At 69.6% G+C, this 25,090-nt stretch carries 25 protein-coding genes and 1 pseudogene; 19 read left to right on the top strand and 7 right to left on the bottom strand.

The genetic code is table 11. From position 1 onward, the window contains the following. Positions 1 to 10 precede the first annotated feature (10 nt). From ACR9FL_RS12960 to ACR9FL_RS12945, 4 genes are all read right to left on the bottom strand, one after another. Positions 11 to 1,129 (bottom strand): DUF2336 domain-containing protein, encoded by a 1,119-nt coding sequence (locus tag ACR9FL_RS12960; protein WP_296175564.1) that lies wholly within the window; start codon positions 1,127 to 1,129, stop codon positions 11 to 13. After that, complete coding sequence (locus ACR9FL_RS12955; protein WP_436355874.1) at positions 1,126 to 2,319, bottom strand: hypothetical protein; 1,194 nt, start codon at positions 2,317 to 2,319, stop codon at positions 1,126 to 1,128. Before ACR9FL_RS12955 ends, ACR9FL_RS12960 begins: the two co-directional genes overlap by 4 nt. Positions 2,320 to 2,396: 77 nt before the next feature. After that, positions 2,397 to 3,452 carry an ABC transporter substrate-binding protein gene (locus ACR9FL_RS12950; protein WP_436355873.1) on the bottom strand — a complete coding sequence of 352 codons (1,056 nt, stop codon included), beginning with the start codon at positions 3,450 to 3,452 and terminating at the stop codon, positions 2,397 to 2,399. Between the two features lie 51 nt (positions 3,453 to 3,503). After that, positions 3,504 to 4,619, bottom strand: a complete 1,116-nt coding sequence (locus ACR9FL_RS12945) for an energy transducer TonB (protein ID WP_436355872.1) — start codon at positions 4,617 to 4,619, stop codon at positions 3,504 to 3,506. Between the two features lie 814 nt (positions 4,620 to 5,433). Here ACR9FL_RS12945 and ACR9FL_RS12940 point away from each other — a divergent pair. Next, the gene (locus ACR9FL_RS12940; protein ID WP_436355871.1) at positions 5,434 to 6,525 is read left to right on the top strand and encodes a DUF5694 domain-containing protein; all 1,092 of its coding nucleotides are present in this window, start codon (positions 5,434 to 5,436) and stop codon (positions 6,523 to 6,525) included. Positions 6,526 to 6,550: 25 nt separating this feature from the next. On the opposite strand, the gene ACR9FL_RS12935 is transcribed toward ACR9FL_RS12940, so the two are convergent. Further along, entirely contained in the window at positions 6,551 to 7,141 is a 591-nt protein-coding gene (locus ACR9FL_RS12935) for a TetR/AcrR family transcriptional regulator C-terminal ligand-binding domain-containing protein (protein ID WP_436355870.1), read from the bottom strand. A gap of 77 nt (positions 7,142 to 7,218) precedes the next feature. Between ACR9FL_RS12935 and ACR9FL_RS12930 the strand changes: the two genes are divergently transcribed. The 3 genes from ACR9FL_RS12930 (at position 7,219) to ACR9FL_RS12920 (ending at position 8,995) form a co-directional block, all read left to right on the top strand. Beyond that, positions 7,219 to 7,890: a hypothetical protein gene (locus tag ACR9FL_RS12930; RefSeq protein WP_296175553.1), complete on the top strand. Its 672-nt coding sequence runs from the start codon at positions 7,219 to 7,221 to the stop codon at positions 7,888 to 7,890. A gap of 54 nt (positions 7,891 to 7,944) precedes the next feature. Next, positions 7,945 to 8,397 (top strand): hypothetical protein, encoded by a 453-nt coding sequence (locus ACR9FL_RS12925; RefSeq protein WP_296175551.1) that lies wholly within the window; start codon positions 7,945 to 7,947, stop codon positions 8,395 to 8,397. Positions 8,398 to 8,539: 142 nt separating this feature from the next. After that, positions 8,540 to 8,995: a hypothetical protein gene (locus ACR9FL_RS12920; protein ID WP_436355869.1), complete on the top strand. Its 456-nt coding sequence runs from the start codon at positions 8,540 to 8,542 to the stop codon at positions 8,993 to 8,995. A gap of 60 nt (positions 8,996 to 9,055) precedes the next feature. Here ACR9FL_RS12920 and ACR9FL_RS12915 read toward each other — a convergent pair whose 3' ends face one another. After that, positions 9,056 to 10,855: an ABC-F family ATP-binding cassette domain-containing protein gene (locus ACR9FL_RS12915; RefSeq protein ID WP_436355868.1), complete on the bottom strand. Its 1,800-nt coding sequence runs from the start codon at positions 10,853 to 10,855 to the stop codon at positions 9,056 to 9,058. Positions 10,856 to 10,953: 98 nt separating this feature from the next. On the opposite strand from ACR9FL_RS12915, the gene ACR9FL_RS12910 reads away from it, so the two are divergent. From ACR9FL_RS12910 to ACR9FL_RS12870, 9 genes are all read left to right on the top strand, one after another. Then, the gene (locus tag ACR9FL_RS12910) at positions 10,954 to 11,544 is read left to right on the top strand and encodes a hypothetical protein (protein WP_436355867.1); all 591 of its coding nucleotides are present in this window, start codon (positions 10,954 to 10,956) and stop codon (positions 11,542 to 11,544) included. Between the two features lie 42 nt (positions 11,545 to 11,586). Continuing rightward, on the top strand, positions 11,587 to 12,171 hold the full coding sequence (locus tag ACR9FL_RS12905) for a TetR family transcriptional regulator (RefSeq protein WP_436355866.1): 585 nt from the start codon (positions 11,587 to 11,589) through the stop codon (positions 12,169 to 12,171). Then, positions 12,168 to 12,506, top strand: a complete 339-nt coding sequence (locus tag ACR9FL_RS12900) for a DMT family transporter (protein ID WP_296175544.1) — start codon at positions 12,168 to 12,170, stop codon at positions 12,504 to 12,506. The genes ACR9FL_RS12905 and ACR9FL_RS12900 overlap by 4 nt, the downstream gene beginning before the upstream one ends. Before the next feature lie 85 nt (positions 12,507 to 12,591). Next, positions 12,592 to 13,059, top strand: coding sequence for a YcgN family cysteine cluster protein (locus tag ACR9FL_RS12895; protein WP_436355865.1), 468 nt, complete (start codon positions 12,592 to 12,594; stop codon positions 13,057 to 13,059). A gap of 28 nt (positions 13,060 to 13,087) precedes the next feature. Further along, entirely contained in the window at positions 13,088 to 13,447 is a 360-nt protein-coding gene (locus tag ACR9FL_RS12890; RefSeq protein ID WP_436355864.1) for a hypothetical protein, read from the top strand. Continuing rightward, on the top strand, positions 13,447 to 15,501 hold the full coding sequence (locus ACR9FL_RS12885; protein WP_436355863.1) for an ATP-binding protein: 2,055 nt from the start codon (positions 13,447 to 13,449) through the stop codon (positions 15,499 to 15,501). The genes ACR9FL_RS12890 and ACR9FL_RS12885 overlap by 1 nt, the downstream gene beginning before the upstream one ends. 199 nt (positions 15,502 to 15,700) lie before the next feature. Next, positions 15,701 to 16,132, top strand: a complete 432-nt coding sequence (locus ACR9FL_RS12880; RefSeq protein ID WP_436355862.1) for a hypothetical protein — start codon at positions 15,701 to 15,703, stop codon at positions 16,130 to 16,132. Continuing rightward, positions 16,023 to 17,276, top strand: coding sequence for a DNA-packaging protein (locus ACR9FL_RS12875; RefSeq protein WP_436355861.1), 1,254 nt, complete (start codon positions 16,023 to 16,025; stop codon positions 17,274 to 17,276). The genes ACR9FL_RS12880 and ACR9FL_RS12875 overlap by 110 nt, the downstream gene beginning before the upstream one ends. Positions 17,277 to 17,446: 170 nt before the next feature. Then, positions 17,447 to 18,511 (top strand): phage portal protein, encoded by a 1,065-nt coding sequence (locus ACR9FL_RS12870; protein WP_436355860.1) that lies wholly within the window; start codon positions 17,447 to 17,449, stop codon positions 18,509 to 18,511. Between the two features lie 151 nt (positions 18,512 to 18,662). Here the strand turns inward: ACR9FL_RS12870 and ACR9FL_RS12865 are convergent, their stop codons facing one another. Beyond that, complete coding sequence (locus tag ACR9FL_RS12865; protein WP_296176526.1) at positions 18,663 to 19,364, bottom strand: DUF805 domain-containing protein; 702 nt, start codon at positions 19,362 to 19,364, stop codon at positions 18,663 to 18,665. A 161-nt stretch (positions 19,365 to 19,525) separates the two neighbouring features. Here ACR9FL_RS12865 and ACR9FL_RS12860 point away from each other — a divergent pair. The 6 genes and pseudogenes from ACR9FL_RS12860 to ACR9FL_RS12835 all read left to right on the top strand — a co-directional run. After that, positions 19,526 to 19,750: pseudogene (locus ACR9FL_RS12860) on the top strand (DUF2460 domain-containing protein); the annotation flags it as partial. A 34-nt stretch (positions 19,751 to 19,784) separates the two neighbouring features. Then, entirely contained in the window at positions 19,785 to 20,615 is an 831-nt protein-coding gene (locus ACR9FL_RS12855; protein WP_436355859.1) for a GTA baseplate fiber-binding domain-containing protein, read from the top strand. An 80-nt stretch (positions 20,616 to 20,695) separates the two neighbouring features. Next, positions 20,696 to 21,601, top strand: a complete 906-nt coding sequence (locus tag ACR9FL_RS12850; protein WP_436355858.1) for a DnaJ C-terminal domain-containing protein — start codon at positions 20,696 to 20,698, stop codon at positions 21,599 to 21,601. A gap of 42 nt (positions 21,602 to 21,643) precedes the next feature. Beyond that, complete coding sequence (locus ACR9FL_RS12845; protein WP_436355857.1) at positions 21,644 to 22,816, top strand: phosphoserine transaminase; 1,173 nt, start codon at positions 21,644 to 21,646, stop codon at positions 22,814 to 22,816. A 78-nt stretch (positions 22,817 to 22,894) separates the two neighbouring features. Next, positions 22,895 to 24,190 (top strand): adenylosuccinate synthase, encoded by a 1,296-nt coding sequence (locus tag ACR9FL_RS12840; RefSeq protein WP_296176542.1) that lies wholly within the window; start codon positions 22,895 to 22,897, stop codon positions 24,188 to 24,190. Positions 24,191 to 24,302: 112 nt separating this feature from the next. After that, positions 24,303 to 25,085 (top strand): response regulator, encoded by a 783-nt coding sequence (locus ACR9FL_RS12835; protein WP_436355856.1) that lies wholly within the window; start codon positions 24,303 to 24,305, stop codon positions 25,083 to 25,085. Positions 25,086 to 25,090 lie beyond the last annotated feature (5 nt).

Here is a 25,090-nt window from a genome sequence, read left to right as displayed (position 1 = left end):
AAGGGACAAGCTAAGCCGCGTGCATGGCCTTGCGCATGCGCCAGAAGCGCAGGGTGCGCTGGGCGGCTTCGTGGGTCAGGTCGTTGTACATGCCGGCATAGGCGCGGGCCTTGCCCATGGCGTCGCCGTCGGTGTTCAGCAGGACCACGGCATAGGTCAGGAACAGGGCGCGATCCAGGTCGGCGGCCTTGCAGACCACGGCCAGGGCGTCCAGCTCGCGCCGCTCGATGATCTGCCGCGCCGTGTGGAAGTCGATGTCGGCCAACTGCGACAGGGCGATCAGGAACGACGTGCGGCTGCCCGAGCGCAGGAAGCGGGCCAGGACCTGGGGCGTCAACTGGTTGGCCGCGCGCAGTTCCTCGACGTAGGCCAGGCTCTCCGTGTAGTCGGGCGGCAGGGCGCCGTCGTCGGTGGCGATGCGGGTGCGCCCCGCGGCCAGGGCGCTTTCCAGCAGGGCCGGGTCCATACGGGCGTTCTGTTCCAGAATGCGCTGACGCAGGCGGGCCTCGACCTCGAAATACATCTCGTTCAGCAGGTCCGGCGGCAGGTTGGCGCGCTCGACGGTGGGGGCGTGCAGGGCCGGGTTGGCGCGGGCGCGCTCGACGGCGGCCTCGCAGGCGGCGCGCGACATCTGGGCGCCGTCATTGCCCAGCAGGACGCCCAGGGTCTCGTCGTCGCCGCGTTCGACGATGGCGTCGGACACGGCTTCTGACACCTCGGCGCGCTGGCTGACGGCGCGCATATGGCCCTGGCCGCGCGAGCGGATGACCTGGATCAGGTCGGCCTCGGTCAGCATGGGCGAGGCGCGCAGGACGGGTTCCGCCACGTCCTCGGCCTCGTCGTTGGCCAGGCGGCGGATCAACTGGATGGGCGCGTCGACGGCCTCGGCGAATCTCTGGGCCAGTTCGGCGCGGACGGCGACCTCCATGGCGTCGGTCAGGTCGCTGAGCACCGAGCCGTAGAGGGCGGTCTCGGCCTCGCTGCGCTCCGGCGCGCCGAAGAAGTGGTCGGTCAGCTCGCGCAGCAGGGCGCGGCGCTTCTCGCTGGACGGCTCCTGGGCCAGGGCGATCAGGTCGGGCAGGCGCGAGGCGGCGTCGTCAGCCGAAAGAGGGGCGGAGCCGTCGCTCATGGCAGGATGGGGTCCTGGTTGTCGGGCAGGGCCTGAAGCCGGCCGTTGGCGTTGCGGATCAGGTTGGGCGCGGCGGGCGGCTCGGCCAGATCGGTCGAGGCGGGGACCGAGGTCAGATCCACCGGCAGGGCGTCCAGATAGACCGGCGCGGGCATGGGGGTGGCGTCGGGCTGGCGACCGGCCTGACGATGCACCGAATAATAGCGGGCGCCGCTCTGGGCGCTGCTCTGGGCGGGGGCTTCGGCGACGGGCGCTTGAGCCGCTTGAGCGGTCGCGGGCTGCGTCTCGGCTTGCACCGGCGCCGGGGCGTCGGCGGGGGCCGGGCGCTGCAGGCGGAAGATGGGGGCGTCGCGGCGCGGCGCCATGGGATCGACGGCGGGCGTCTCGACAGGCGGGGCTTCTGCGGCCGGCGCGGGGATGGTCGGGGCCGGAGCTGGAACTGGAATTGGCGCGGGGGCGGGCGGTTCTGCGACCGTCGCGGCCGCGCGAACCATCGGCGCTTCGGGCGCGGGAGGCGGGGCGGCCACGGGTGTCGGCGTCGGCGCCGGCGGCGGAAGGCGGCGCGGCGGGGGCGCGACCGGCATCGGCTGGGGGGCTTCGGCGGCCTCGGCGAAATAGCCGGCGGGGGCGGGCGCGGGCTCGGGAGCGACAGGGGCGGGCGCGGCGGCGCGCGCGCGGCTCCACGGCGCGCCGACCGGGGCGGGCGCCGGCTGAGGTTGGGCCTCGGGCTGGAACTCAGGCTGAGGTTGGGGCGCGAGATAGGGTTGCGGCGCGGCGACCGGGCGCGGCTGATAGGCGGGGGCCTGGGGGCTGACCCAGGCGCTGGCGGACGTCAGACCCTGGCGCTGCGGCGCGTCCGGCGCGGGGGCGTAGGACGGGGCTGTCGCCAGTCCCCCGTGCGGGATGATCGGCGGGCGGGACGGAACGTTGGCGGCCATGACCGGCGCTGAAACCCCGGCGGGCGCCGGAAGGGCGGAAGGCGCCGCCTCCGCCGCCGTGGCCGGGCGATAGGGGCGGCCGGGCCAGCTGAGGTAACGCAGACCGGCGGCGCCGGCGCTGGACGGAACGGAGCGAGGCGCAGCGTTCTGGGCGGCGTTCTGTGGCGCAGACGACTGGGCCGCGGCAGGCGCGGCGGCGCCCAGGGCGCAGGCCCCGGCGGTCAGGGCGGCGATGATGGCTGGGCGTCGCACGGACGGCCTCCTGCTGCGGGACGGCGTTCAGCGTCCAGACTAGGCCGTGACGGCTTAATCCGCTGCTAACGCCGGTCTCAACCCCGGCCAGGCAGGTATTGGATGGTGAAGGCCTCGCGCCAGTCGGGGGCGGCGGCGTAGGCGGCCTCGGTCTGTTCGGCGAAGGCCTGCCAGCGGTCGGCGGTCATGGTCCCCAGGCCGTAGAGGGCCGCGTCGCCGCCATCGACCACGGCCTCGGTCTTCAGGCTGTCGCGCACGGCGTTCAGCAGGCGCTGGTTCAGGTCGGGGTTGGCGCGCCGGATCAGGGCGTCGCCCTTGGACCCGTCGCCGTGGACATAGTCGCGCCAGCCCTCGACCGAGGCGGCGATGAAGTCGCGCAGGGCCCTGGCGTTGTCGCGGGCGAAGGCGTTGGGGGCCAGAACCAGGCCGCCGTAGGAGGGATAGCCGTCGTCGGCGGGGATCAGGACGCGCGGCGTAAAGCCCGCCTCGCGCGCGATCAGGGCCGGATCGCCCGCCGTCAGCCGCCCGACCAGGACCGCCTTCGGATCATCGCGCAAGGCCTTGAGGTTGTCGTCCGGCGCGCCCGACCGGGCCTGATCGGCGGTCAGCTCAAACCGGGTCCGCAGCCAGTTCCAGAACCCGGCCTGGTCGGCGGGGCTCATCAGGATGGGCCGGTCGCGCAGGGCCGACAGGGTCTCCAGCGGCTGATCCGGGCGGGCCATCAGGACCACGGGGTCCTTTTGCAGGAAGGCGGCGACGGCCTTGACCGGGGCGCGGTCGGCGATCAGCCGCAGCGGGGCGAAGCTGTCGACGCCGACGGCCAGTTCCACCGCGCTGGCGGCCAGCAGGGCCGGGACGTCGGCCCCGGCGGGGCCGGTCAGGATCTCGACGTTCAGGCCGCGCCGCTCATAGGCCCCGGTGGCGATGGCCTGATAGAAGCCGCCGTGGGCGGCGGTGACGGGACCGCCGGCGGCCAGGCGAAGGCGCACGCGGCCCGATTCATCGACCGGCGCCTCGGTCCGACCACAGGCGGCCAGGCCGCCCAGCAGGCCGCCGCCGAGCGTCAGGCCGGCGGCGCCCAGCATCAGGCGACGGCGGGAAGGACCGTTGGGGGAGGGATGGGCGCGAGTCATCTCGTCTTGGTGTAGGGGGCGGGGCCGAAATTGGGAAGGTCGCGCGGGCCTTCAGTCGGCATTCGGCCGCTCGTCGCCCTCGGGCAGACGGAAGATGACGCGGTCGGTGCAGCGGATGCCGGCGACATGACCCGGCGTGGCGCGACCGCTGCGGATGATGTTGCGGGCGGCGTCGCCGAAGGCGGCGGCGGGCTGGGCGTCCAGCACCTCGATGGCGCCGGTCTCGCCCCAGGAGGCGATGTCGTAACGGACGATGGCCCAGCCCTCGATGCCGCGCTCGCGGAAGGCGGCGGGATAGGTCAGCCGACCCGGCGTGAAACGGGCGCGAAGCTCGGCGGGGCAGTTCTTCAGCGGATCGCCGGTCGGCTCGGGCTCCGGCGTGTCGGGCAGGGGCTCGCCCTGGCGGGTCCAGGCGTTGATGCAGCCCCGGCGCGGGGCGTCGGGCTGGAAGGTGCTGGCGACGATGACGCGGCGGGCCTCGGCGTCGACCTCGGCGTCGCCGGAAGAGGCGAGGGTCTCCACGTCCGAGGTGCGGCCGTCGCGACCGATGTTCCAGCGGGTCACGCTCCAGGCCAGACCGCCCGGCGCGAGGCGGCCTGCCTCTGGCGACGGATAGACGGCCACGGCGGGACGGGGGCGGCCGCGGCAGTCGTCGCCTTCGCGCGCCAGGGCCTTGGCCACAGCGGCGGGACGGGCGCGATCAGCGGCGTAGGCGAAGGCCAGGGCCCTGGTTCCGGCCTCGTCCAGGGGACGCGGGGTCTGGCGGATGGTCATGGCGCAGTCCGAGCGGGCCTCGCCGGATGCGAAACGATAGGCGGCCAGGCTGGCCTGGGCGTCATCGGTGACGACGAAGCGGGGCGGATTGGTCGGGGTCGGACGGATGCTGCGCGCGCGGCCTTCGTCATCGACCGAGAAACGCAGGACCAGGGTCGAGGGCTCGCGCTCCGGCGTGGCGGGCGCCACGACGCGCGGCGGCAGGGGCTCTGCGTGCAGGGGCTCGATCCGCCGACCGTCGCAGCGCAACGAGACGTCGCGGACGAGCAGCAGCGGGGACGAGGCGTTCGGCGCTGGGATGATGACCGGCGAGGGTCGGTCCTGCGCCGCGGTCGCGCCGCTGAGGCTCGCGCCCGCCAGGCCGCAGATCGCGGCGATGAAATGTCTAGGCATCGGCGGCCCCCGTCCAGATTCGGGTCAGGGTGGGCGCCGGGCGAGGTTCTGTCTATCGGCGCCATGCGAAAGCTTGCGAGGCGGCTTGTCGCATGGCCTGAGGCGGAATTGAGCGAGGGGACGCGACCCTTGGCGCACCCGAAGGCGAACCTTGATCACGTCCCCTCGCCAAGTCCGGGTTGGACCTGGCCGTTCGGGTTCGGGCCTGGCCTTTTCCGAAGCGAAGATCCGCGTTGGGACGCGAGCGTCCGAACCGATTTCGCTGCGGCGACGTCGGGCGAACCCGGCGGCGTCGGCTGGTCTCCTGGCGGCCCCTGGTCGTGTCGGGCGCGTCGTCGGGACGCGTCGTCTTCGATCCCGGCCTGGTTCTCCGTGATCCCTGCGCCGAGGCGCTGAAGGATCGGGAGCCTGTGGCCCTGCCTCGGTGTCTCCGCGTCCTTCGAAAAGGCTTTGGGACCCTGGGTCAGAGAGCCGGGCCGGTTCGCTTGATCTCTCGCTAACCCATTGCTGAGTTTGAGATTTCCGCGCCGCCGTGTCCCGTTGGCCTGTTGACGTTCTCGCGGAATCCTCTATCCGGCAAGCACCCGAATCGGAGCGGCTGTGCGGAACTGTCCCGGCCCCTGTGGGCAAGCCTGTGGATATTCGTGGACGGACGGAAATCGCGGTCGAAGATCAGGGTTTTGCGGCTGTCCACAGGAAAGCGGCGAGTCTCGAAAATGAGCGGGATTTAACGAGGCGGCGACGGCGACTTCGTCTAACGGTCGCGCTTGAGCCGTCGTGGGCGGCGCTTTCGATCCTTTTAAGGCTGTCAGCTGTGATTACTGCGCGTTCTTCCGCCCGTCTTCTGGCCCTCGGCGTCGCCCTCGCTCTGACGGGGACCGCCGCCGCCCAGACCTATCGCCCCGTCTTCCACCCCGACCAGTTGAAGGGGCCGCCTGCGGGTCCGCTCAATCAGGTGCTGGTGGTGGGCTCGCCCCACCTGGCCCAGATGGGCGACGCGGTGCGCGCCGACATGCTGCCGCCCTTGCTGGATCGTCTGGCGGCCTGGGGGCCGGAGGTGATCGCCATCGAGAACGTCTCCGGCCTGCAATGCGACGCCATGCGCCGCTATCCGCAGCGCTACGCCATGTCGATCAGCGACTATTGCGAGGACTTCAGCCACGCCGGGCAGCAGACCGGACTGGACGTCCCGGCGGCCAACGCCGAGGCCGAGCGCCTGCTGGCGGAATGGCCGGCGGCGCCGACGCCTGAGCAGCGTCGCCGTCTGGCGGCGGTCTTCCTGGCGGCGGGCGAGCCGACCTCGGCCTTCGTCCAGTGGCTGCGCCTGGCCCCGGTCGACCGCCGCGAGGGCGAAGGGCTGGACGCTGAGCTGGTCGCGCAACTGAACACCCAGCTCGACAGCATCAACGAGAGCGATTCCATCGCCGCCGTCCTGGCCGCCCGGCTGGGACTGGAGCGGGTGTGGAGCGTCGATGACCACTCGGCCGATCGCTATCCGGCGGACATCAAGGGCTTCGTCCGGGCGATCCGCCAGGTCTGGAACAATCCGGCGAGCGCAGAGCGCAAGGCGGCGGAGGCGCCGTTCGAGGCTGGGCTGTCGCAGCCCGACGGCCTGCTGAACCTCTATCGCTACTACAACAGCGCCGAGGCGATGCGCCGGGCCTATGAGAGCGACTTCGGCGCGGCCCAGAAGGACCCGTCGCCCGAGGGCTTCGGCCGGATGTATCTGGCCGCCTATGAGACGCGGAACCTGCGCATGGTCGCCAATATGCGCGACGTCATGGGGGTGAAGCCGGGCGTGAAGATGCTGACCCTCGTGGGCGCCTCGCACAAGGGCTACTACGAGGCCTATCTGAACCAGATGCACGACGTGGTCCTGGCGGACGTGAACGAGGTCCTGCGCTGACTTAAGTCCTGGGCGCTCTGATCGATCAGGCGTCCAGGCTGTTCAGGCCCAGGGTGACGATGCGCGCGATCCAGTCGGCATCGATCGGCTGGTCCTGGATCAGGATACGGAAGTAGAGGGCGCCTGCCGCCATGGCCAGGGCGGCCTCCCAGTCGCTGCCGGGGCCGATTTCGCCCCGGCCGATGGCCCGCTCGAACAGGGCCTGAAAGGTTTGGGCGCGCGGCGTCCAGAACAGATGCCGCGCGTCCGTCTCGACCTCCATCTCCATCGAGGCCGCCAGGGCGGCGCGGCCCAGGGGCGAGTCCAGGAAGGCGGCGATCTGGCTTAGGGCCGCCGTCATATCCGTCCGCAGCGCCCCCGTATCGGCGATCATCACCCGGTCAGCCACGCCCTGGGCGATGCCGAACAGGGTCAGTAGGGGCCGGGTCGGCCAGCGCCGATAGACGGTGGCGCGCCCGACCTGGGCGGCCTCGGCCACCGCCTGATGCGTGACGGCGGTGTATCCGCCGCCTTCCAGCAGTTTCAGCACGGCCTCGGCCACGCGCAGGCCGACGTCCTGGGTTCGGCCGCCGGGGCGGGCCTGGGGCGGATCGGAGGGGATGATTGACCGGGTCACGATGTTAATAATACAAGTGTCTCGTTAATAGCGCCAGCCCAGTTGTAGCGGGCTGTGGGTTCGGAAGGAACGGGATCATGTACGTCGGCCACTTCGCCATCGCCCTGGGCATCAAGGCGGTCGCGCCCAAGGTGCGGGCCCTGCCGATCATTCTGGGGGCCGGGTTCCTCGACATCATCGACGGCCTGCTGATCGTCGCCGGGATCGACAAGGTGACGGCCAATCTAAACGCCGGGCCCTATCTCTTCTTCGACCTGACCTTCATCGACTGGGACCATTCGCTGCTGATGGCGATCATCCTGTCCTTGTTGTGGGGCGCCTTCTTCCTCAAGAACCGGCAGGTGGCGGTGATCGCCGCCGCCGCTTGTTTCTCGCACTTCCTGGCGGACGTCCCCATGCACAATGCGGACCTGGCCCTTTATCCCTATGCCGCCCAGCACCTGGGCTTCGGCCTGTGGGGGCGGTTGCAGACCGGCGCCTGGGTGCTGGAAGGGGTGTTCGCCGCCGTCGTCCTGGCCTGGGCCTGGACCCGGTTCAAGGCGCGCGGGGTGTCCATCCTCTGGCCGGTCGTGGTTCTGATCGTCGCCTTCCTCAACCTGTCGCCCTGGGCCTCGCCGATGAAGCTGGTTGCAGGTCTGGACGAACCGGCGGCGCATCTGCTGCACGGGGTTCTGGTGACTGCGGGCTTCCTGTTGCCCGGCCTGCTGCTCAGCTGGCTGGTCGATCGGGCGGAGGCGCGGGCTGTCTGAACCTTGCTGAAAATTCACGGGTCAGTTCAGCGCGGGCGCCCGATGCTGCCGGGGATGGACATCTTCGGGGGCGTCATGGCGAGGCTGAAGGCGGCGGGGGCGGCTCTGCTGGCTGCGTCCGTCATGGGCGGGGCGGCCTGGGCCCAAGGCGCGGCGCCCATCACCAGCCGGGAGGTGGTCGGCGACTGGCGACTGGCGGTCACGCCTGCCGACCGTGAGGACGTCAGCATCACCTTCAAGGCCAGGGACGGGGGGCGGAAGCTCGATTTTCCGCTGACGGTCGCGGCCCAGGCCAATGGACGGCTCGCCTGCGTCCTCGACGGCGAGCCGGCTGAATGCCGCATCCGGGACGGCAGGCTGGTCGTCGTCATGGCCCAGGACGGCTTCAGGATGACCTTCACCCTCACCGACCGGATGCGCGGCGGATTCAGCGGCGCGGCGAGCATGAGGGTCCGCCTCCTGCCGATCGGCGGGTCGATCGGCGCCGTGACCATGGCGCGGCGGTAAAGGCAGCGCCCCTCCGCCGTCATTCCGGGGGCAGTGAACCCGGAACCCAGGCGACTGCGGTTTCTGCGTCCCTGCCATTGTGTTGAACGCCTGGACCCCGGATCGCCCGTTCGGGCCGTCCGGGGTGACGGCTTGAAACGCAATGTCCGCTTCCGACCCGTTGCGGACATTCAGCGCGACGGGCAAGTTCGGCGCCTGTGAATGCGCGAGGGGCTTTTCGACCGTGGAACATAGAGAGGTTTTAGCCCGCGCGCCCGGCTCGTTCATATTGGTTGGCGGTAGCGTGGAAGTCGATGCTCCCCCGTTTGAGGACGGTCCGGCCCGGCTCTGGGCTGATGAGCGTTGCGTCTGCATTGGAACCCTCGCTGAGGTCGATGGGCACACGCGGGTGATTGTCGGATCGAATGTTGATCACGCTAACCTCGCGCTAGCCTTCAGCGGTGAAATCTCCACTCCGGCCCGGCGACTGGTGGTTAGCGACGCTGAACTGAACACGCTGATCGAAGTCGCCGTTCCCACGCAACTGACCAGCCTCTCAATCTGGACGAACGACGCCAGCGAACCAACCATGATCGCAATCAACGTCACCGATCATTAGGTCCGCGTTCCACCCGTTGCGGACATTCCGCGCGTCCGCTTCGCAGCGAAGGCCTCAGCCTCACCCCGCCAGGGCGGCCTTCTTCTCTTCCAGCTCCAGCCAGTCCAGTTCGGCGGCTTCGAGGTCGGCTCTAGCTTTGTCGGCGGCCTTCATGGCGCGGTCGAAGGCGGCGGGGTCGCGGGTGTAGAGGCTCTGGTCGGCGAGGATGGCGTCCTGCTTGGCGATCTCGACCGGCAGGGTCTCCATCAGCTTCTCGACCTCTTCCAGGCGGCGGGCGTCTTTATACGAAAGCTTGACTGACTTCTTGGGCGCGGCGGCGACCGGGGCAGGGGCCTTGGGGGCGGCTTCCGCGTGGGTCGGCGGGGGCGCGAGGAAGGTGGGGTTCTGGCGCAGGAAGTCCTGCCAGCCGCCGGGGGTTTCGACGATGTCGCCGCGCCCGTTCATGGCGATGGTCGAGGTGGCCAGGCGGTCGACGAAGTCGCGGTCGTGCGACACAAGGATCAGGGTGCCGTCATAGCTCTCGAGCAGCTCTTCCAGCTTGTCGAGCGTGTCCATGTCCAGGTCGTTGGTCGGTTCGTCGAGGACCAGCATATTGGCCGGCTTGGCCAGCGCCCTTGCCAGAAGGAGGCGGTTGCGCTCGCCGCCCGACAGGGTCGAGATGGGCTGGCGCAGCTGGCTTTCCTGGAACAGGAAGTCCTTGGCGTAGGCGGCGACGTGCTTTGAGAAGCCGCGCACGATGATGCTGTCGCCGCCGCCCGGCGTCAGGGCGTCCCACAGGGTCATGTCCGACTTCAGCCCCTCGCGCGACTGATCCAGATAGACGGGCTCCAGATTGGCGCCGAGGCGGACGGTCCCTTCGTCGGGCGTCAGCTCGCCCAGCAGGGTCTTGACCAGGGTGGTCTTGCCCGCGCCGTTGGGGCCGACGATGGCCAGACGGTCGCCGCGCATGACGCGGGTGGTCAGGCCCTTGAAGATGGTGCGCTGGCCGAAGACCTTGGACACGCCCTTCAACTCGGCCACCAGCTTGCCTGACACGGCGCCGGAATCGACGCCCAGATAGAGGTCGCGCGGGACGTCCTTCATCTTCTCGGCGCGTTCGGCGCGCAGGGCGGCCAGGTTGCGGGCGCGGCCCTCGTTTCGGGTGCGCCGCGCAGTGATGGAGCGGTAGAAGGTTTCGGTCTCGCGCTCGATGGTCTTGGTCAGCTTTTCGAGGGCGAGGGCCTCTTCTTCCTGAACCTTGGCGGCCCAGTCGTCGAAGGCGTCGAAGCCCTTGTTCAGGGTGCGGACGCGGCGGTTGTCCAGCCAGTGGACGGTGTTCGTGACCTTGTTCAGGAAGGCGCGGTCGTGGCTGACCACCAGGACGGCGAAGCGGGCCTGGACCAGCTCGTTCTCCAGCAGTTCGATGGCCAGGATGTCGAGGTGGTTGGTCGGCTCGTCCAGCAGCAGGACGTCGGGTTCCTCGGCGAAGGCCTTGGCGAGGGCGGCGCGGCGGGTCTCGCCGCCGGACAGGTTCTGCGCGGGCTTTTCGGGGTTGAGGCCGAAGGTGGTCAGCCAGCTCTCGGCGGTCCAGCGCTCGGCCCCGCCCGAGGCGGCGTAGTCCAGCAGGGTGTCGCCAGTGATGTCCGGCTCCTGCGCCACATAGGCGAAGCGGGTCCCGGCCTGGACGGCGCGGTCGCCGCTGTCGGCCTCGACCAGACCCATGACCACCTTCATCAGGGTCGACTTGCCGGCCCCGTTGCGGCCGACGACGGCGGCGCGGCTGCGCGGCTCGACCGCCAGATCGACCCCGTCGAACAGCGGGCGTTGACCGTCCTGAAGACGGACATCCTTAAGGGCGACGAGGGGGGGACGAGCAGCCATGGGCGGCCATATAGCGACTGACCGCCGGTTCGACCATCGGCGTTGACCAAGTCGGCGTCGCGGGCTGTAGTCGTTTGAAATGACGGCAGGGTGCGGACATGGATCTCAAGGGTTCGGAACGACGCGGGGCGCCGTCCAAGGCGCCGGGTCAGGGGTGGTACGCCCTGGCCCTTTTGCCGGCGATCTGCGGCTTCGCGGCCATGGGCGTCATCCTGTTCACCCAGCTGTCGAAGCTGGACGACGGACTGGAGCAGATCGTCGTGCCGGGGACGCGCGAACTGAGGCTGGAGCCCGGTCTGCACACCGTCTTTCTGGAATACAGCAGCGTCGTCGATGGCCGGGTCTATCGCGTCGATCAGGTGTCGGGCCTGACTGTGCGGGTCGAGGCGGCGGACGGGGCGCCGGTGGCGGTGCGCGCGCCGATGGGCAGCGCGAGCTATTCTCTGGGCGGACGCCAGGGCGAGGCGATCAACGTCTTTGATGTCGAACGGGCCGGCGCCTACCGGGTTTCCGCCGACTATGGCGGGACGGCGGGGCCCCAGACGGTGATCGCCGTGGGACAGGGCTTCATGGGGACGCTGTTCACGACCATCCTGTCAGCCTTGGGATCGGCCTTCCTGGGCATGATCCTGGCGGCGGCGGTGGTGATCGGGGTCTATCTGGCGCGTCGGCGGGTGCGACAAAACTGACGGGGCCTTGATTGTTACCGTCCAGTTGGTATGTAAGGCGGCATGGACGCTCAGACTCGCCGCCGCGCGCCGGAAGCCACCCGCGCCGAGATCATCGACATGGCCATCGAGGCTGCCGCCGAAGAGGGGGCGACCGGGCTGAAGCTGGACGCCGTGGTGGCGCGCCTGCCCTTCAGCAAGGGCGCCTTGCTGCATCACTTCCCGACCAAGCTGGCCTTGCTGGAAGGGGTGATCGACCACCTGGCGTCGGAGATGACGGCGGCCATCCTGGCCGAGGCGGCGCGCGATCCCAACCCCTATGGCCGCAATGCGCGGGCCTATCTGCGGGCCACGGTCAACGAGCCGGTGACCGAGCGCGACGTCAGCATCGGCCGGGCCGCCCTGGTGGCCTGTGCGGTGGAGCCGAGCCTGATCGCACGCTGGCGGACGGCGATGCGGACTCTGGCCGAGGACGATCCGGTCGATCCGGCGGGCAAGGACGACGCCCTGATGCTGCGGCTGATCGCCGACGGTCTGTGGATGAGCGATCTGTTCGGCACCCATGAGGTCTCGCCCGATCAGCGCCGCGCCTTGCTGTCCCTGCTGACGCCGGGCAGCATCCTGACCGAGGCCCAGGGTTTCGAATGAACCCGATCACCTGGGCGGCCCTGCTGGGCGCCATCGGCTTTGAAGTGATGGGGACGACCCTGTTGCAGCAGTCGCAGCAGTTCACCCGGCCCTGGCCGACGGCGGGGCTGGCGCTCTGCTACGGACTGGCTTTCTACCTGTTGACCATCGCGCTGAAGCAGATGCCGGTGGGCCTGGCCTACGCCATCTGGAGCGGGCTGGGCGTGGTGCTGATCTCGGTGATCGGCCTGTTCCTGTTCAAGCAGAAGCTGGACCTGCCGGCCGTCATCGGCCTGGTGATGATCGTCGGCGGGGTGGTGGTGATCAACCTCTTCTCCAAGAGCGTGACGCACTGAGCGTGCGATCCACTTTCCTCCCCATTTCATGGGGAGGAAAGGCGAAGGGCGACAGGGCGGGCCAGGGCGCGTATAGGCCCGGCGCATGAAACCCTTCTGGGAAACAACACCGCTGACGGAGATGTCGGCGACCGAGTGGGAGAGCCTGTGCGACGGGTGCGGTCTGTGCTGCGTCATTCGCTTCGAGGACGAGAACACCGGCGAGATCGTGCCGACGCGGGTGCACTGCAAGCTGTTCGACCCGGACAGGTGCACCTGCTCGGACTACGCCAACCGGCAGGCGCATGTGCCGGACTGCATCAAGCTGACGCCCGGCAAGATCGGGGGGCTGCGCTGGCTGCCGCCGTCGTGCGGCTATCGCCGGGTGCATGAGGGGCGGGGCCTGGCCTGGTGGCATCCGTTGATCTCGGGCGATCCTGAGACCGTACATACGGCCGGGGTGTCGATCCGACGCCAGACGATCTCGGAAACCGCCCTGGCCACCGAGGAGGATGCGCTGGATTTCGAGGCGCCGGAATGGATGCTGGAGCGCGGCGGCGACGCTAACGAATAATTCGTCGTGCGGGGTGTAGGGGGCGATTATGGGGATCGTGGTTACGCAGACGGGATCGGTTGAGACGGGCGGACGGGACGCATTCGACCGGCTGACGGCCGTGGTCTGTGCGGCCTTTGACGCGCCGCACGCCATGATCACGGTGCTGGACGAGGACCTGGCCGTGTTCCGGTCCAGCGTCGGTCTGGATGAAACCAGCGTGCCGCGCCTGCAAAGCGTCAGCCATGTCCTGGTCGGCATGGGGCCGGGCGCCGTGGTGGTGGTCGAGGACGCGCTGGCGAGACCTGACTTTTGTCAGCATCCGATGGTTGTCGGCCCGCCCTATGTGCGCTTCTTCCTGGGGGCCACGGTCTGCACCCCGGACGGCCTGCCGGTCGGCGGGGGGTGATGGACGTCAAGCCGCGACCGGCGCCCAGCGAGGCGGAGCGTCGGCTGATCCTGGAGTTGGCGGGCCTGGCCGGGCAGTTGGTGGAGCACGCCGAGACCATGCGGCAGGAGGCGGCGCGTCTGGAGACCCTGCGTCTGGCCGAGGACATGGTCGGGGTGGGACGCTGGCGCTATGAGGTCGCCTCGGGCGATGTGACCTGGTCCGACGAAATCTATCGCATCCACGCCATCACGCCGGGCGCCTTCGCCCCGACGCTGGACGATGTCTTCCGCCACTATCACGCCGATGACCGGGCCGAGATCCAGCATCTGGTCGAACGGGCGCTGAAGACGGGCGAGGGCTATACCTTCAAGCTGAGACTGCTGGGGACCGACGGGGTCGAGCGGGTGGTCGCCGCCGAGGGCGCGACCGAGAAGGACGCCACGGGCCGGGTGATCGCCCTGTTCGGGGTGCTGCAGGACGTGACCGAGCGCGAGCGTCTGTTGCGGGCGGCCCAGACCAATGAGCGGCGCTATCGTCTGCTGGCCGAGAATACCGGCGACGTCATCACCCGCGTCAAGATGGACGGGTCGAGCAAGTATATCTCGCCGGCGATCCAGCAACTGCTGGGCTGGACCTTCGAGGACATGAGCGGTCAGTCGACCGACTATGTGCACCGCGAGGACCGTCACCTGGTGCTGGGCGCCATCGGCAAGGCGGTGAAGACCGGCCAGCCGACGCGACTGGAGCACCGCGCCCTGCACAAGGATGGCTCGACCGTCTGGGTCGAATGCACCTTCAAGGCCTTGAGGGACGAGCACGGCCACGTCGACGACGTCGTGGTGGTGATCCGCGACATGACCCAGCGCAAGGCCCTGGAGGCCGAGGTGCTGGAGGCCAAGGAGACGGCCGAGGCGGCGGCCAGGGTGAAGAGCGAGTTCCTGGCCAATATGAGCCATGAGCTGCGCACGCCGCTGACCAGCGTGATCGGCTTCTCGGGCCTGTTGCAGGGGTCGGAGGCCCTGCCCGACGAGGAGCGGACCTATGTCGAGCGGATCGCGACGGCGTCCGAAGCCCTGCTGGGGGTGATCAACGACATCCTCGACTATTCCAAGCTGGAAGCGAACGCGATCGAGATGGACCCCGAGCCCTTCCAGGTCGCGGCCCTGGTCGACGGGGCGGCGGCCATTGTCGAGGGCCAGTGCGTGGCCAAGGGGCTGAGCCTCAAGGTGGTGGTCGACGCCGCCATGCCCGAGGTCCTGACCGGGGACGCCGGGCGGCTGCGTCAGGTCATGCTGAACTTCCTGTCCAATGCGGTGAAGTTCACCGGCAAGGGCGGGGTGACGCTGCGGGTCGGCGGAGCGCCGGACGCCGAGGGGCGCTGGCGGCTGCGGGTGGCGGTGACGGACACCGGCATCGGCATTCCGGCCGAGAAGATCGAGGTCCTGTTCCAGCGTTTCTCGCAGGCTGACGCCTCGACCACGCGGCTCTATGGCGGGACCGGGCTGGGGCTGGCGATTTCACGACGCCTGATCGAGATCATGGGCGGCGAGATCGGGGTCGACAGCCAGCCGGGCGAGGGGGCGACTTTCTGGTTCGAGGCCCCCCTGGCCCAGGGCGGAGCGGTCGGGCGACTGGCCAGCGGCGACGACGACATGCCGGCGTCGGGCGGAATGGCGGGCGGACGCATCCTGATGGCCGACGACGCGCCGGGCAACCGGGAGCTGGTCAGCGCCATCCTGCGCGGGCTGGGGCTGGAGATTGACACGGTCTGCGACGGCGCCGAGGCGGTGCAGGCCATGCAGACCGGCGCCTATGACCTGGTGCTGATGGACGTGCACATGCCGGTCATGGACGGGCTGACGGCGACGCGGGAAATCCGGCGGATGCAGGCGGGGACGGGGCATCGCACGCCGATCCTGGCCCTGACGGCCAACGTCCAGGCGGACCAGGTGGCGCGTTGCCTGGACTCGGGCATGGACGGGCATCTGGCCAAGCCGATCCAGATCCCGGAGCTGGCCGGGGCCCTGGCCCACTGGCTGGCGGGCGGCGATCCGGCGGCCCTGGCGAGCTGAGGCGAGGTCTTTCCTCCCCAAGTCTGCGTCGCCCCCTCCACCGCTGCGCGGTCCCCCTCCCCATGGAATGGGGAGGATAGAAGCGCCATCCTCCAGCGGCTATCGCAGTTGCGACGCGCAAAGCCTGAAATTTACCGGGATTGGTTCGTTCTCGCGGCTGTTCGCCAGCCTGGGGACGCTGGTGCTCTATGGTTCAGGCATGGCGGGAAAAGCGGATGAGACGGGGTGGCTGGCGGCGGTCTTCGACCGGCTGAAGGTCCTGACCGACGAGGCGATCGCGGTGGTCGCGGCGGCCCCGCCGCCGACCGACGTGGCCGAGGCCGAGAAGCGGGCGCGGGCCGTCGGGGTCCTGGCGCGGACGGCCAAGGCGGTGGCGGCGCTGAAACCCGCCCGCAAGACCCCTGATGAGGATGAAATGAGCGAAGACGATCGTGATGTCAGCGACGCCGAACTGGCCGGGCTCCAGGCCGAATTCTTCGCCCGTGTCGATCATCTCGTCGCAGCCTTCGAGCGCAAGTCCCTTGCTGCTGGACTGGATCGAGAGCCTGCCGCGAGAGGAGAAGATCCGGGCGCTGCGGGCGGCGATCCGGGCGACGCCGAAGCTGAACGACGAACAGATCTGGCCGCGTGAGGTCGCCTGGCGCACCTGGGTCCTGCTGGGCGGGCGCGGGTCGGGCAAGACCTTCGCCGGAGGGTTCTGGCTGAACGAACTGGCGCGGGGCGAAAATCGGACCTTCGCCCTGGTCGGACCGGCCCTACATGACGTGCGCGAGGTCATGGTCGAGGGGCCGTCGGGGCTGAAGGCCCAGGCGCCGTTCGACAACCGGCCGCGCTGGGAGGCGGGGCGGCGCCGGTTGATCTGGCCCTCGGGGTCGGCGGCCTACGCCTTTTCGGCGGAGGACCCGGACAGTCTGCGCGGGCCGCAGTTCCATGCGGCCTGGGCCGACGAGTTCTGCGCCTGGAGGCATATCGAGACGACCCTGTCGAACCTGAGGTTCGGCTTGCGATTGGGGGATGACCCCAAGCTGGCGATCACCACGACGCCCCGGCCCATTCCGGCGCTGCGGCGGCTGCTGGCCGAGCCGGGGGTGGTGAAGGCGCGGCTGGCCACGCAGGCCAATGCCGACAACCTGGCGCCGGGGTTCCTGGCCCATCTGAAGACGCTCTACGCCGGGACCCGGTTGGAGGCGCAGGAGATGGAGGGTCTGGTGGTCGAGGCCGACGGCGCGCTGTTCCGGGCCGAGGACCTGGCGCGGGCGCGAGGCAACCGACCGGCGAAGTTCGAGCGGGTGGTGGTGGCGGTCGACCCGCCGGCCAGCGCCCACGGCGACGCCTGCGGCATCGTGGTCGCGGGGCGCAAGGACAAGGTCGGATACGTGCTGGCGGACCGCTCGGCGCGTGGCCTGTCGCCGGCCGGATGGGCGCGGCGCGTGGCCGAGACGGCGCGGGAGTTCGAGGCCGACCTGGTGCTGGCCGAAGCCAATCAGGGCGGAGAGATGGTGCGGACCCTGCTGGGGCAGGCGGATTGCCCGGCCCAGGTGAAGCTGGTCCACGCCAGCCGGTCGAAGAAGGCGCGGGCCGAGCCGGTGGCGGCCCTCTATGAGCAGGGTCGGGTGGTCCACTGTGGGGCCTTCCCGGCGCTGGAAGAAGAGATGATGGCCCTGGGGAGCGAGACGCCGGGGAGCAAGAGCCCGGATCGGGCGGATGCGCTGGTGTGGGGGCTGACCCACCTGCTGCTGGCCGGCAAGACGCAGCCGAGGTTGAGGGCGTTGTGATCTGATCCTTCTCCCCTTGCGGGAGAAGGTGGCCCGGCAGGGCTGGATGAGGGGTTTTGCGACGGCGACCGTCGGAAGAGGGCAAGCGGCAGCGCTACCCCTCATCCGTCAGGCTTCGCCTGCCACCTTCTCCCGCAAGGGGAGAAGGGTAAGAGATCATGGAGAACCACATGGATTGGCGACGACCGTTCGGTCGGCGGCGCGTTGCTGCGCCTGAGATCAAGGATAGCCGGGCGGGGCCGTTGATCGCCCTGACATCGGCCGGCCGCCCCCGGTGGACGCCGCGGGACTACGCCCATCTGGCCGAGGAGGGGTTCGCCAAGAACGCCGTGGCCTATCGCTGCGTGCGGATGATCGCGGAGGCGGCGGCCTCGACGCCCTTGATCGTCATGGTCGGGGGCGTGCGGACGACGGAGCATCCGCTGGCGCGGCTGCTGGCCAAACCCAATCCCGAGCAGTCGGGCGGGGAGTTGATGGAGGGGCTTTACGGCGCGCTGCAGACGGCGGGCAACGCCTATGTCGAGGCGTCGGGGGACGCCGATGGGGACGGGGCGCCCGACGAGTTGTGGGCGCTGCGGCCGGACCGGGTGAAGGTGGTTCCGGGGCGGGCGGGCTGGCCCGCGGCCTATGAGTATGCGGTCGGCGGGCAGGCGGTGCGGATCGCGCGGCACGCAGACGGCTGGTCGCCGGTCATGCATCTGAAGCTGTTTCACCCGACGGATGATCACTACGGGTTTTCACCGTTGGAGGCGGCGGCCTTCGCCATCGACGTGCACAACGCCTCGGGGGCCTGGAACAAGGCCTTGCTGGACAATGCGGCGCGGCCGAGCGGCGCGCTGGTCTATGGGGCGAAGGACGGCGAGCGGCTGACGGGGGAGCAGTTCGAGGCGCTGAAGGCCGAGCTGGGCGAGGCCCATGCGGGGGCGCGGAACGCCGGGCGGCCTCTGCTGCTGGAAGGCGGGCTGGACTGGAAGCCGATGAGCCTGACGCCGCACGACATGGATTGGCGGGGCGCGGGCCGAGGGCGGGCCGGTGCTGGGCGGCGGGGCCTATCTGGTCGGCGAGCGCGGGCCGGAGGTGTTTCGACCGGCGGGCGCGGGGAGCATCGAAGCGGTGGGCGGCGGGGCCGGGATGACGGTCAATGTCAGCGTGGACGGCGGGGCGCAGGGCCTGCTGCGGTCCGAGGCGCAGATCGCGCGGATGCTGGCGCGGGCGACGGCCCTGGGCGCGCGTAGGCTGTAGGGGCGTGTTTCCCTCGACGCATTCCAGTCTCCAGAGACCTAAGGGATGGGGTCTGCCTACACCCCCACCCAACCCTCCCCCCCTCGAGGGGGAGGGCTTACTGAAGTCATGAAAAAGGGGCGCTCCGAAGAGCGCCCCTTGAACCTACTCGCCCTTGGGATTGGGGCCGTATTTGTTGTCGCCGCGCTGGCTGTCGCCGATGCCGAGCCAGAGCCAGAAACCGAGGCTGACCAAAACGGCCAGGAACATGAGGCCGAAGGCGGCGCCGCCGGTGGCGAGCAGGGTTTCGGGGTCCATCGACTGCATGGCGTTGGGGTCGGTGATGACCGCCAGACCGAAGGCGGCGACCATCATGCCCATGGCGCCGTACCAGAAGACCCAGGGGATCACGACCAGCCAGCCGGGCTTACCCATGTCGTGGAAGCGCTTGAAGCCGATCGCCAGGTGAGGAACCAGGAGGATCAGGCCGAGGAAGAAGCTGACCGCGGGGAAGAAGCTGCAGACGATGCCCAGCACCAGAAGAATGGCCCAACTGATCCAGAAGTGCTGGCGGCGCAGACGGCCCTTGAACGAGAGCATGGCGCTCTTGATGTCGTAGCCGCCGCCGGTGTCGCGGGCGACGTACGAGGAAGCGGCGGCGGCGCCGAAGGCGGCGGCGGGATCGGCCGCCAGGACGGTGACCAGGGTCGCCTCGACGCCTTCAGCGGCGAAATCGACGCGTGCGCCGGGGCGGATGACGCCGCCGGCCTGAATCGCCGAACGGGCGAAGCCGTAGCGGATGCTGTCGTCGCCGCTGATCAGGCCGGTGCCTGACACATCGTCGTAGCTGAGAATTTCACCGCGCACTCGGAAGTCTCCTGAATCTGAACGGCCCCCGGCCGCTTTGACGCGAGCATGACCGAGCGCCGGTTTCCCGACAACCCGAAGCGTGACCTTGGGGCAGATTTTCTGCGAACAAATCGCAGCTTGTCTCGGAATGGCGCAGTTCAAGACACAAGCGAGGATGCATGGCCTTTCACGAGGTGCGCCTGCCGGCGCGGCTGGCGTTCGGATCGACCGGCGGGGTCGAGCGACGGACGGAGATCACCACCCTGGGCTCGGGGTTCGAGCGCCGCTCGATGCCCTGGGCCGAGGGGCGTCGGCGCTATCTGATCGGGGCGGGGCTGCGGTCGCTGGACGACGTGGCGGCGCTGACGGCTTTTTTCGAGGCGCGACGCGGGCGGCTGTACGGCTTCCGGTTTCGCGACTTCGCCGACTTCAAGAGCTGTGCGCCAGGCGCGGCGGTCGCGGCAGGACGCGGCGACGCTGACGCCGCGCGCGGCGGCGATGCAGCCAGCGACGGTGGGCGTGCTGACCGGGCCGCTGAGGCGCGGCGTCGTGGGGCGCTGGGACGAGGCCAATGCGATCACAGTGCGGATCGAAGGCGCGGCGCCTCAGAGCCTGTCTGGGGCTGCGGTGCTGGGCGGGGGCAATGCCCTGGCGGTCGAGACGGCGGCGGGCTGGGAGGTGGTGCAGTATCGGCGCGCGGACCTGATCGGAGGCGGGGTCTGGCGGCTGACCGGTCTGTTGCGGGGGCAGCAGGGGACAGAGGCGGAGGCGGCTGCCGGGGCGGCGGCCGGGGCTCTGGTCGTGATGCTGGATCGGGACCTGCCGCGCGTGGAGATGAGCGCGGGCGAGCGGGGCCTGCCGCGTCTGTGGCGGGCGGGACCGACGGGGGGGCCGCCGGGCGGGGCGGGCTTTGCGGAGGCGGGCTTCACCTGGGCAGGGCGCTCGGCGCGGCCCTGGCGACCGGCGCATCTGGGGGCCGTGGCCGAGGGCGGCGGATGGCGGCTGTCGTGGACGCCGCGCGTACGGGTGAACGGCGAGGGCTGGGAGACTGAACCGGTGGAGGTCGATCCGCGCCGGTTCCGCGTGCGGGTGCTGGACGGCGGCGTCGAGAAGCGGGTCTGGGAGGTCCAGGGGCTGGAGGCGATCTATGCGGCGACCCAAGTAGCGACGGACTGGCCCGGCGGGGTTGGCGAGGGCGCGCGGGTCGGCGTGGCTCAGTGGGGCGAGGGCTATGGCTGGGGGACGGAGGCGTTTGCGCCTTTGCTCTAAACCACGTCTGCCCCTTCCAGCGGGGGGGCGCATGGCTTAACTGACGCTCTGGTCTTTTCTGATGTCGGAGTGAAGCGAACGTGGCTGGCGATCCCTATAAGGAACTGGGCGTTGCCAGAGGCGCGAGCGCGGACGAGATCAAGAAGGCGTTTCGCAAACTCGCCAAGGAGCTGCACCCGGACAAGAATCCCGGCGACAAGGTCTCTGAGGAGCGGTTCAAGCGCATTACGGCGGCCTTTGACCTGCTGGGCGATGCTGAAAAGCGGGCCAAGTTTGATCGCGGCGAGATCGACGCCGATGGACGCGAACAGTTCCGGGCGCCGCCGGGCGGCGGCGGTCGGTCGGGCGGCTTTGGCGGGTTCGGCGGTTCGGGCGGACGCGGCGGCTTCGAGGACATCGACCTGGAAGAACTGTTCGGCGCCTTTGGCGGCGGCGGTCGCACGGCGGGTCGCGGCGGCTTCGGCGGCGGCAAGGGCCAGGACGTGCGGGCCACGCTGGACATCAGTCTGGAAGACGCCATCGCCGGGACGACGCGCCGCATCCAGTTCTCGGACGGGCGGATGCTGGACGTGGCCATCCCCAAGGGCGCGTCCGAAGGCCAGGTGATCCGGCTGAAGGGACAGGGCGCGCCGGGACGCGGCGGTCAGGCGGGGGATGCTCTGATCGAACTGAAGATCGCGCCGCACCCGGTGTTCAAGCGCGACGGCGCGGACCTGACCATGGACCTGGCGGTCTCGGTCCCCGATGCGGTGCTGGGCGGCAAGATTCAGGTGCCGACGCCCGAGGGCGCGGTGATGATGACCATTCCCAAGGGCTCAAACAGCGGCAAGATCCTGCGGCTCAAGGGGCGGGGCGCCTATGCCGGGGGCAAGCGTGGCGACCTGCTGGCCAAGCTGGCGGTGACCCTGCCGGAAACGCCCGACGACGAGCTGATCCGTTTCGCGACCGAGTGGCGCGACAAACGGCCCTATACGCCCGGACGCTGAGCCGACCCTTTCTACTTCTCCTCCCCAAGGACCGACGACGCCATGATCGCCCAAGCCGCGACTAAGCCTGACGCCAAGCCTGCTCGCCCGTGGTTTTCCGCCGGTCCGACGGCCAAGCGTCCGGGGTGGTCGCTGGAGGGGCTGCCGACCAACCTGCTGGGGCGCGGCATCCGCGCGCCGGAAGTGGTGGAGCGGTTCAGCTATGGCTTGCAGCTGACGCGCGAGGTGCTGAGCCCGCCCGAAGATTACGTGCTGCTCTATACGCCGGGGTCGGACACGGGCGCGGTCGAGGCGGCGCTGTGGGGGATGCTGGGCGAGCGGCCGGTCCAGGTCGTGGCCTATGAGAATTTTGGCCAGGTCTGGGCGACGGACGTGCGCGACCACCTGAAGCTGGAGCCCGAGGTGCTGACGGCGCCCTGGGGCGAGCTGCCGGACATGACCCAGGTCGATCCCAAGAAGGATGTGGTGTTTCCGTGGAACGGCACGACCTCGGGCGTGCGCGTGGACAACGTCGACTGGGTGTCCGACGACCGCGAGGGGCTGACCATCTGCGACGCGACCTCGGCGGCCTTTGCCATGGACCTGCCGTGGGACAAGCTGGATGTGACCACCTTCAGCTTCCAGAAGGCGCTGGGCGGCGAGGCGGGCATCGGCGTCATGGTGCTGTCGCCGCGCGCCGTGGCGCGGCTGGACAGTTATCGGCCTGAACGGTCGATCCCCAAGGTGCTGCGCCTGACCGACAAGAAGGGTTTTGACCGGACGCTGGCGGACGGGGTGGTGATCAACACCTTCTCGATCCTGACCATCGAGGACTGGATCGACGCCCTGGAGTGGGCCAGGGACGTGGGAGGGTTGAAGGAACTGATCCGCCGCACGGATCGGAACTATGCGGCCCTGGCGGAATGGGTGGAGCGGACCGACTGGATCGCCTTCCTGCCGGATCGGCCCGAAGTGCGCTCGACCACCTCGGTCTGCCTGAAATTCACCGATCCGCGCATCGCGGCGATGGACGAGGCGGGACAGAAGACGTTCGTCAAACGGTTCAAGGCCCTGCTGGAAGGCGAGGAGGCGGTGTTCGACATGGAGCCGCACCGCTATGCGCCGCCGGGCCTGCGTCTGTGGTGCGGCTGCACGGTCGAGACGGCGGATGTGGTTGCAGCGACGCCGTGGCTGGAATGGGCGTTTGCGACGGCGGTTGGCGAGCTGGGCGGATAAATCTGTTTCCTTGGGGGGACTCCTGACGATTCAGGGGCTATAGGCTCCCACCGCATTCTGGATTGCGGAGAAACGGTCTTGGCTAACGTCGCAGTGGTCGGCGCCCAATGGGGCGACGAGGGCAAGGGCAAGATTGTGGACTGGCTGTCCAATCGCGCCGACATGGTCGTCCGGTTCCAGGGCGGCCATAACGCCGGCCATACCCTGGTCGTCGACGGCAAGGTCTACAAGCTGGCGCTGCTGCCGTCGGGCGTGGTGCAGGGCAAGCCCTCGATCATCGGCAATGGCGTGGTCGTGGACCCCTGGCATCTGGTCGGCGAGATCGAGAAGATCCAGGCCCAGGGCGTGGCTATCACCCCCGACATCCTGACCATCGCCGACAACGCCTGCCTGATCCTGCCGATCCACCCGGCCCTGGACGTGGCGCGCGAGGCCGCCGCCAGCGCGCCGGGCGCCAAGATCGGCACGACCGGCCGTGGCATCGGCCCGGCCTATGAGGACAAGGTGGGCCGTCGCGCCATCCGCGTCTGCGACCTGGCCAACGAAGACGACCTGAAGATCAAGATCGACCGTCTGCGCTCACACCACGACCCGCTGCGCGCGGGCCTGGGGCTGGAGCCGATCGACCCGGCGGCCCTGCTGGCGCAACTGCTGGAGATCGCGCCGAAGATCCTGCCCTACGTCAAGCCGGCCTGGCGCGTGCTGGATCAGGCCCAGAAGGATGGTAAGCGCGTGCTGTTCGAGGGGGCGCAGGGCGCCTTCCTGGACGTGGATCACGGCACCTACCCCTATGTGACGTCGTCGAACACCGTGGCCGGTCAGGCGGCGGCGGGCTCGGGCATCGGGCCGCGCGGCGTCGGATACGTGCTGGGCATCGTCAAGGCCTATACGACCCGCGTCGGCGAAGGCCCCTTCGCCTGTGAACTGAACGACGAGGTCGGCGAGCATCTGGCGGTCGTGGGCCGCGAGGTCGGCGTCAACACGGGCCGGGCGCGTCGCTGCGGCTGGTTCGATGCGGTTCTGGTGCGCCAGTCGGTAGCCATCAACGGCATCGACGGCATCGCCCTGACGAAACTCGACGTGCTGGACGGTCTGAAGACGCTGAAGATCTGCGTCGGCTATCGCATCAACGGCGAGGTGCTGGACTACCTGCCGTCGAGCCTGAAGGATCAGGCCTCGGCCGAGCCGGTGTTCGAGGAGCTGGAAGGCTGGAACGAGAGCACCGCCGGGGTCCGCACCTTCAAGGACCTGAACGCCCATGCGCTGAAATATGTGCGTCGGATCGAGGAACTGATCGGGGCGCCGGTGGCCCTGCTGTCGACCAGCCCCGAGCGGGACGACACCATCCTGATGCGCGACCCCTTCCAGGGGTGAGCCTGAGGTCAGGGGGCTGTGTCCCGATAAGGGAAACGGCCCCTTAACCCCCTGAGTTTACGTTTTGGGCTCCAGATGGAGCCGAGCCGTGTTCGCCTTAGACGCCAAGACAATGCAGAGGATCGCTCCGGTCGTGCGCCGGGTGCTGATCGTCGATCCCAATCCTGCCGCCGCGCGGCTGCTGTCCGACCTGTTGAAGGGCTTTGGGTCGCGCGATGTCGCGGTCGAGGGCGATGAGGCGCGGGTGATTGATCTGGCGCGTGAGATGGAGCCGGGACTGATCCTGACCGAGCGGTCAGGGCCGCGCCTGGATGGCGAGGGGCTGGTGCGACGTATCCGCCGATCCAGCCTGTCGTGCCGTCGCGTGCCGATTATCATGGTGACCGCCGAAGCCACCGCCAGCACCATCAAGGGCGCGCGGGATTCCGGCGTGCACGAGTTTCTGAGAAAGCCTTTCACCAGCGGCGACCTGTTCCGCCGGGTCGAGAACCTGGCCACCAAGCCGCGCGACTGGGTTGAGGCGGTGGGCTACATCGGGCCGGACCGTCGGCGCTTCAACTCCGACGACTACGCGGGACCGGGCAAGCGCAAGGCGGACAAGCCGGCGTCGGCGGCGGAAGCCGTGGTGGCGGTCAAGGATCAGGCCATGCGGATTCTGGCCTCGGCCCTGGCCCAGTTCGACACTGATCCCATGCAGGCGGTGCGCGCCATCAAGCAGCAGGCCGAGACGCTGAAGGCCCTGGCCATCAAGACCGGCGACGCCTCGCTGGCCATTGCGGCGGCGGGGCTGGAAACCAGCCTGGCCGGAGGCGCGCCGACCAAGGCGATCCTGGCCGGTCCGATCGGCGCAGTCCTGGCGCTGGCGCCGCCCGAGAGCCTGTCTCGAGCGGGCTGAGGCTC

The sequence above is a fragment of the Brevundimonas sp. CEF1 genome (assembly GCF_051353055.1).
Taxonomy (GTDB): Bacteria; Pseudomonadota; Alphaproteobacteria; order Caulobacterales; family Caulobacteraceae; genus Brevundimonas.
The sequence above is the reverse complement of the archived record's forward strand: the minus strand, read 5'-3'. Positions and strand labels throughout refer to the sequence as shown.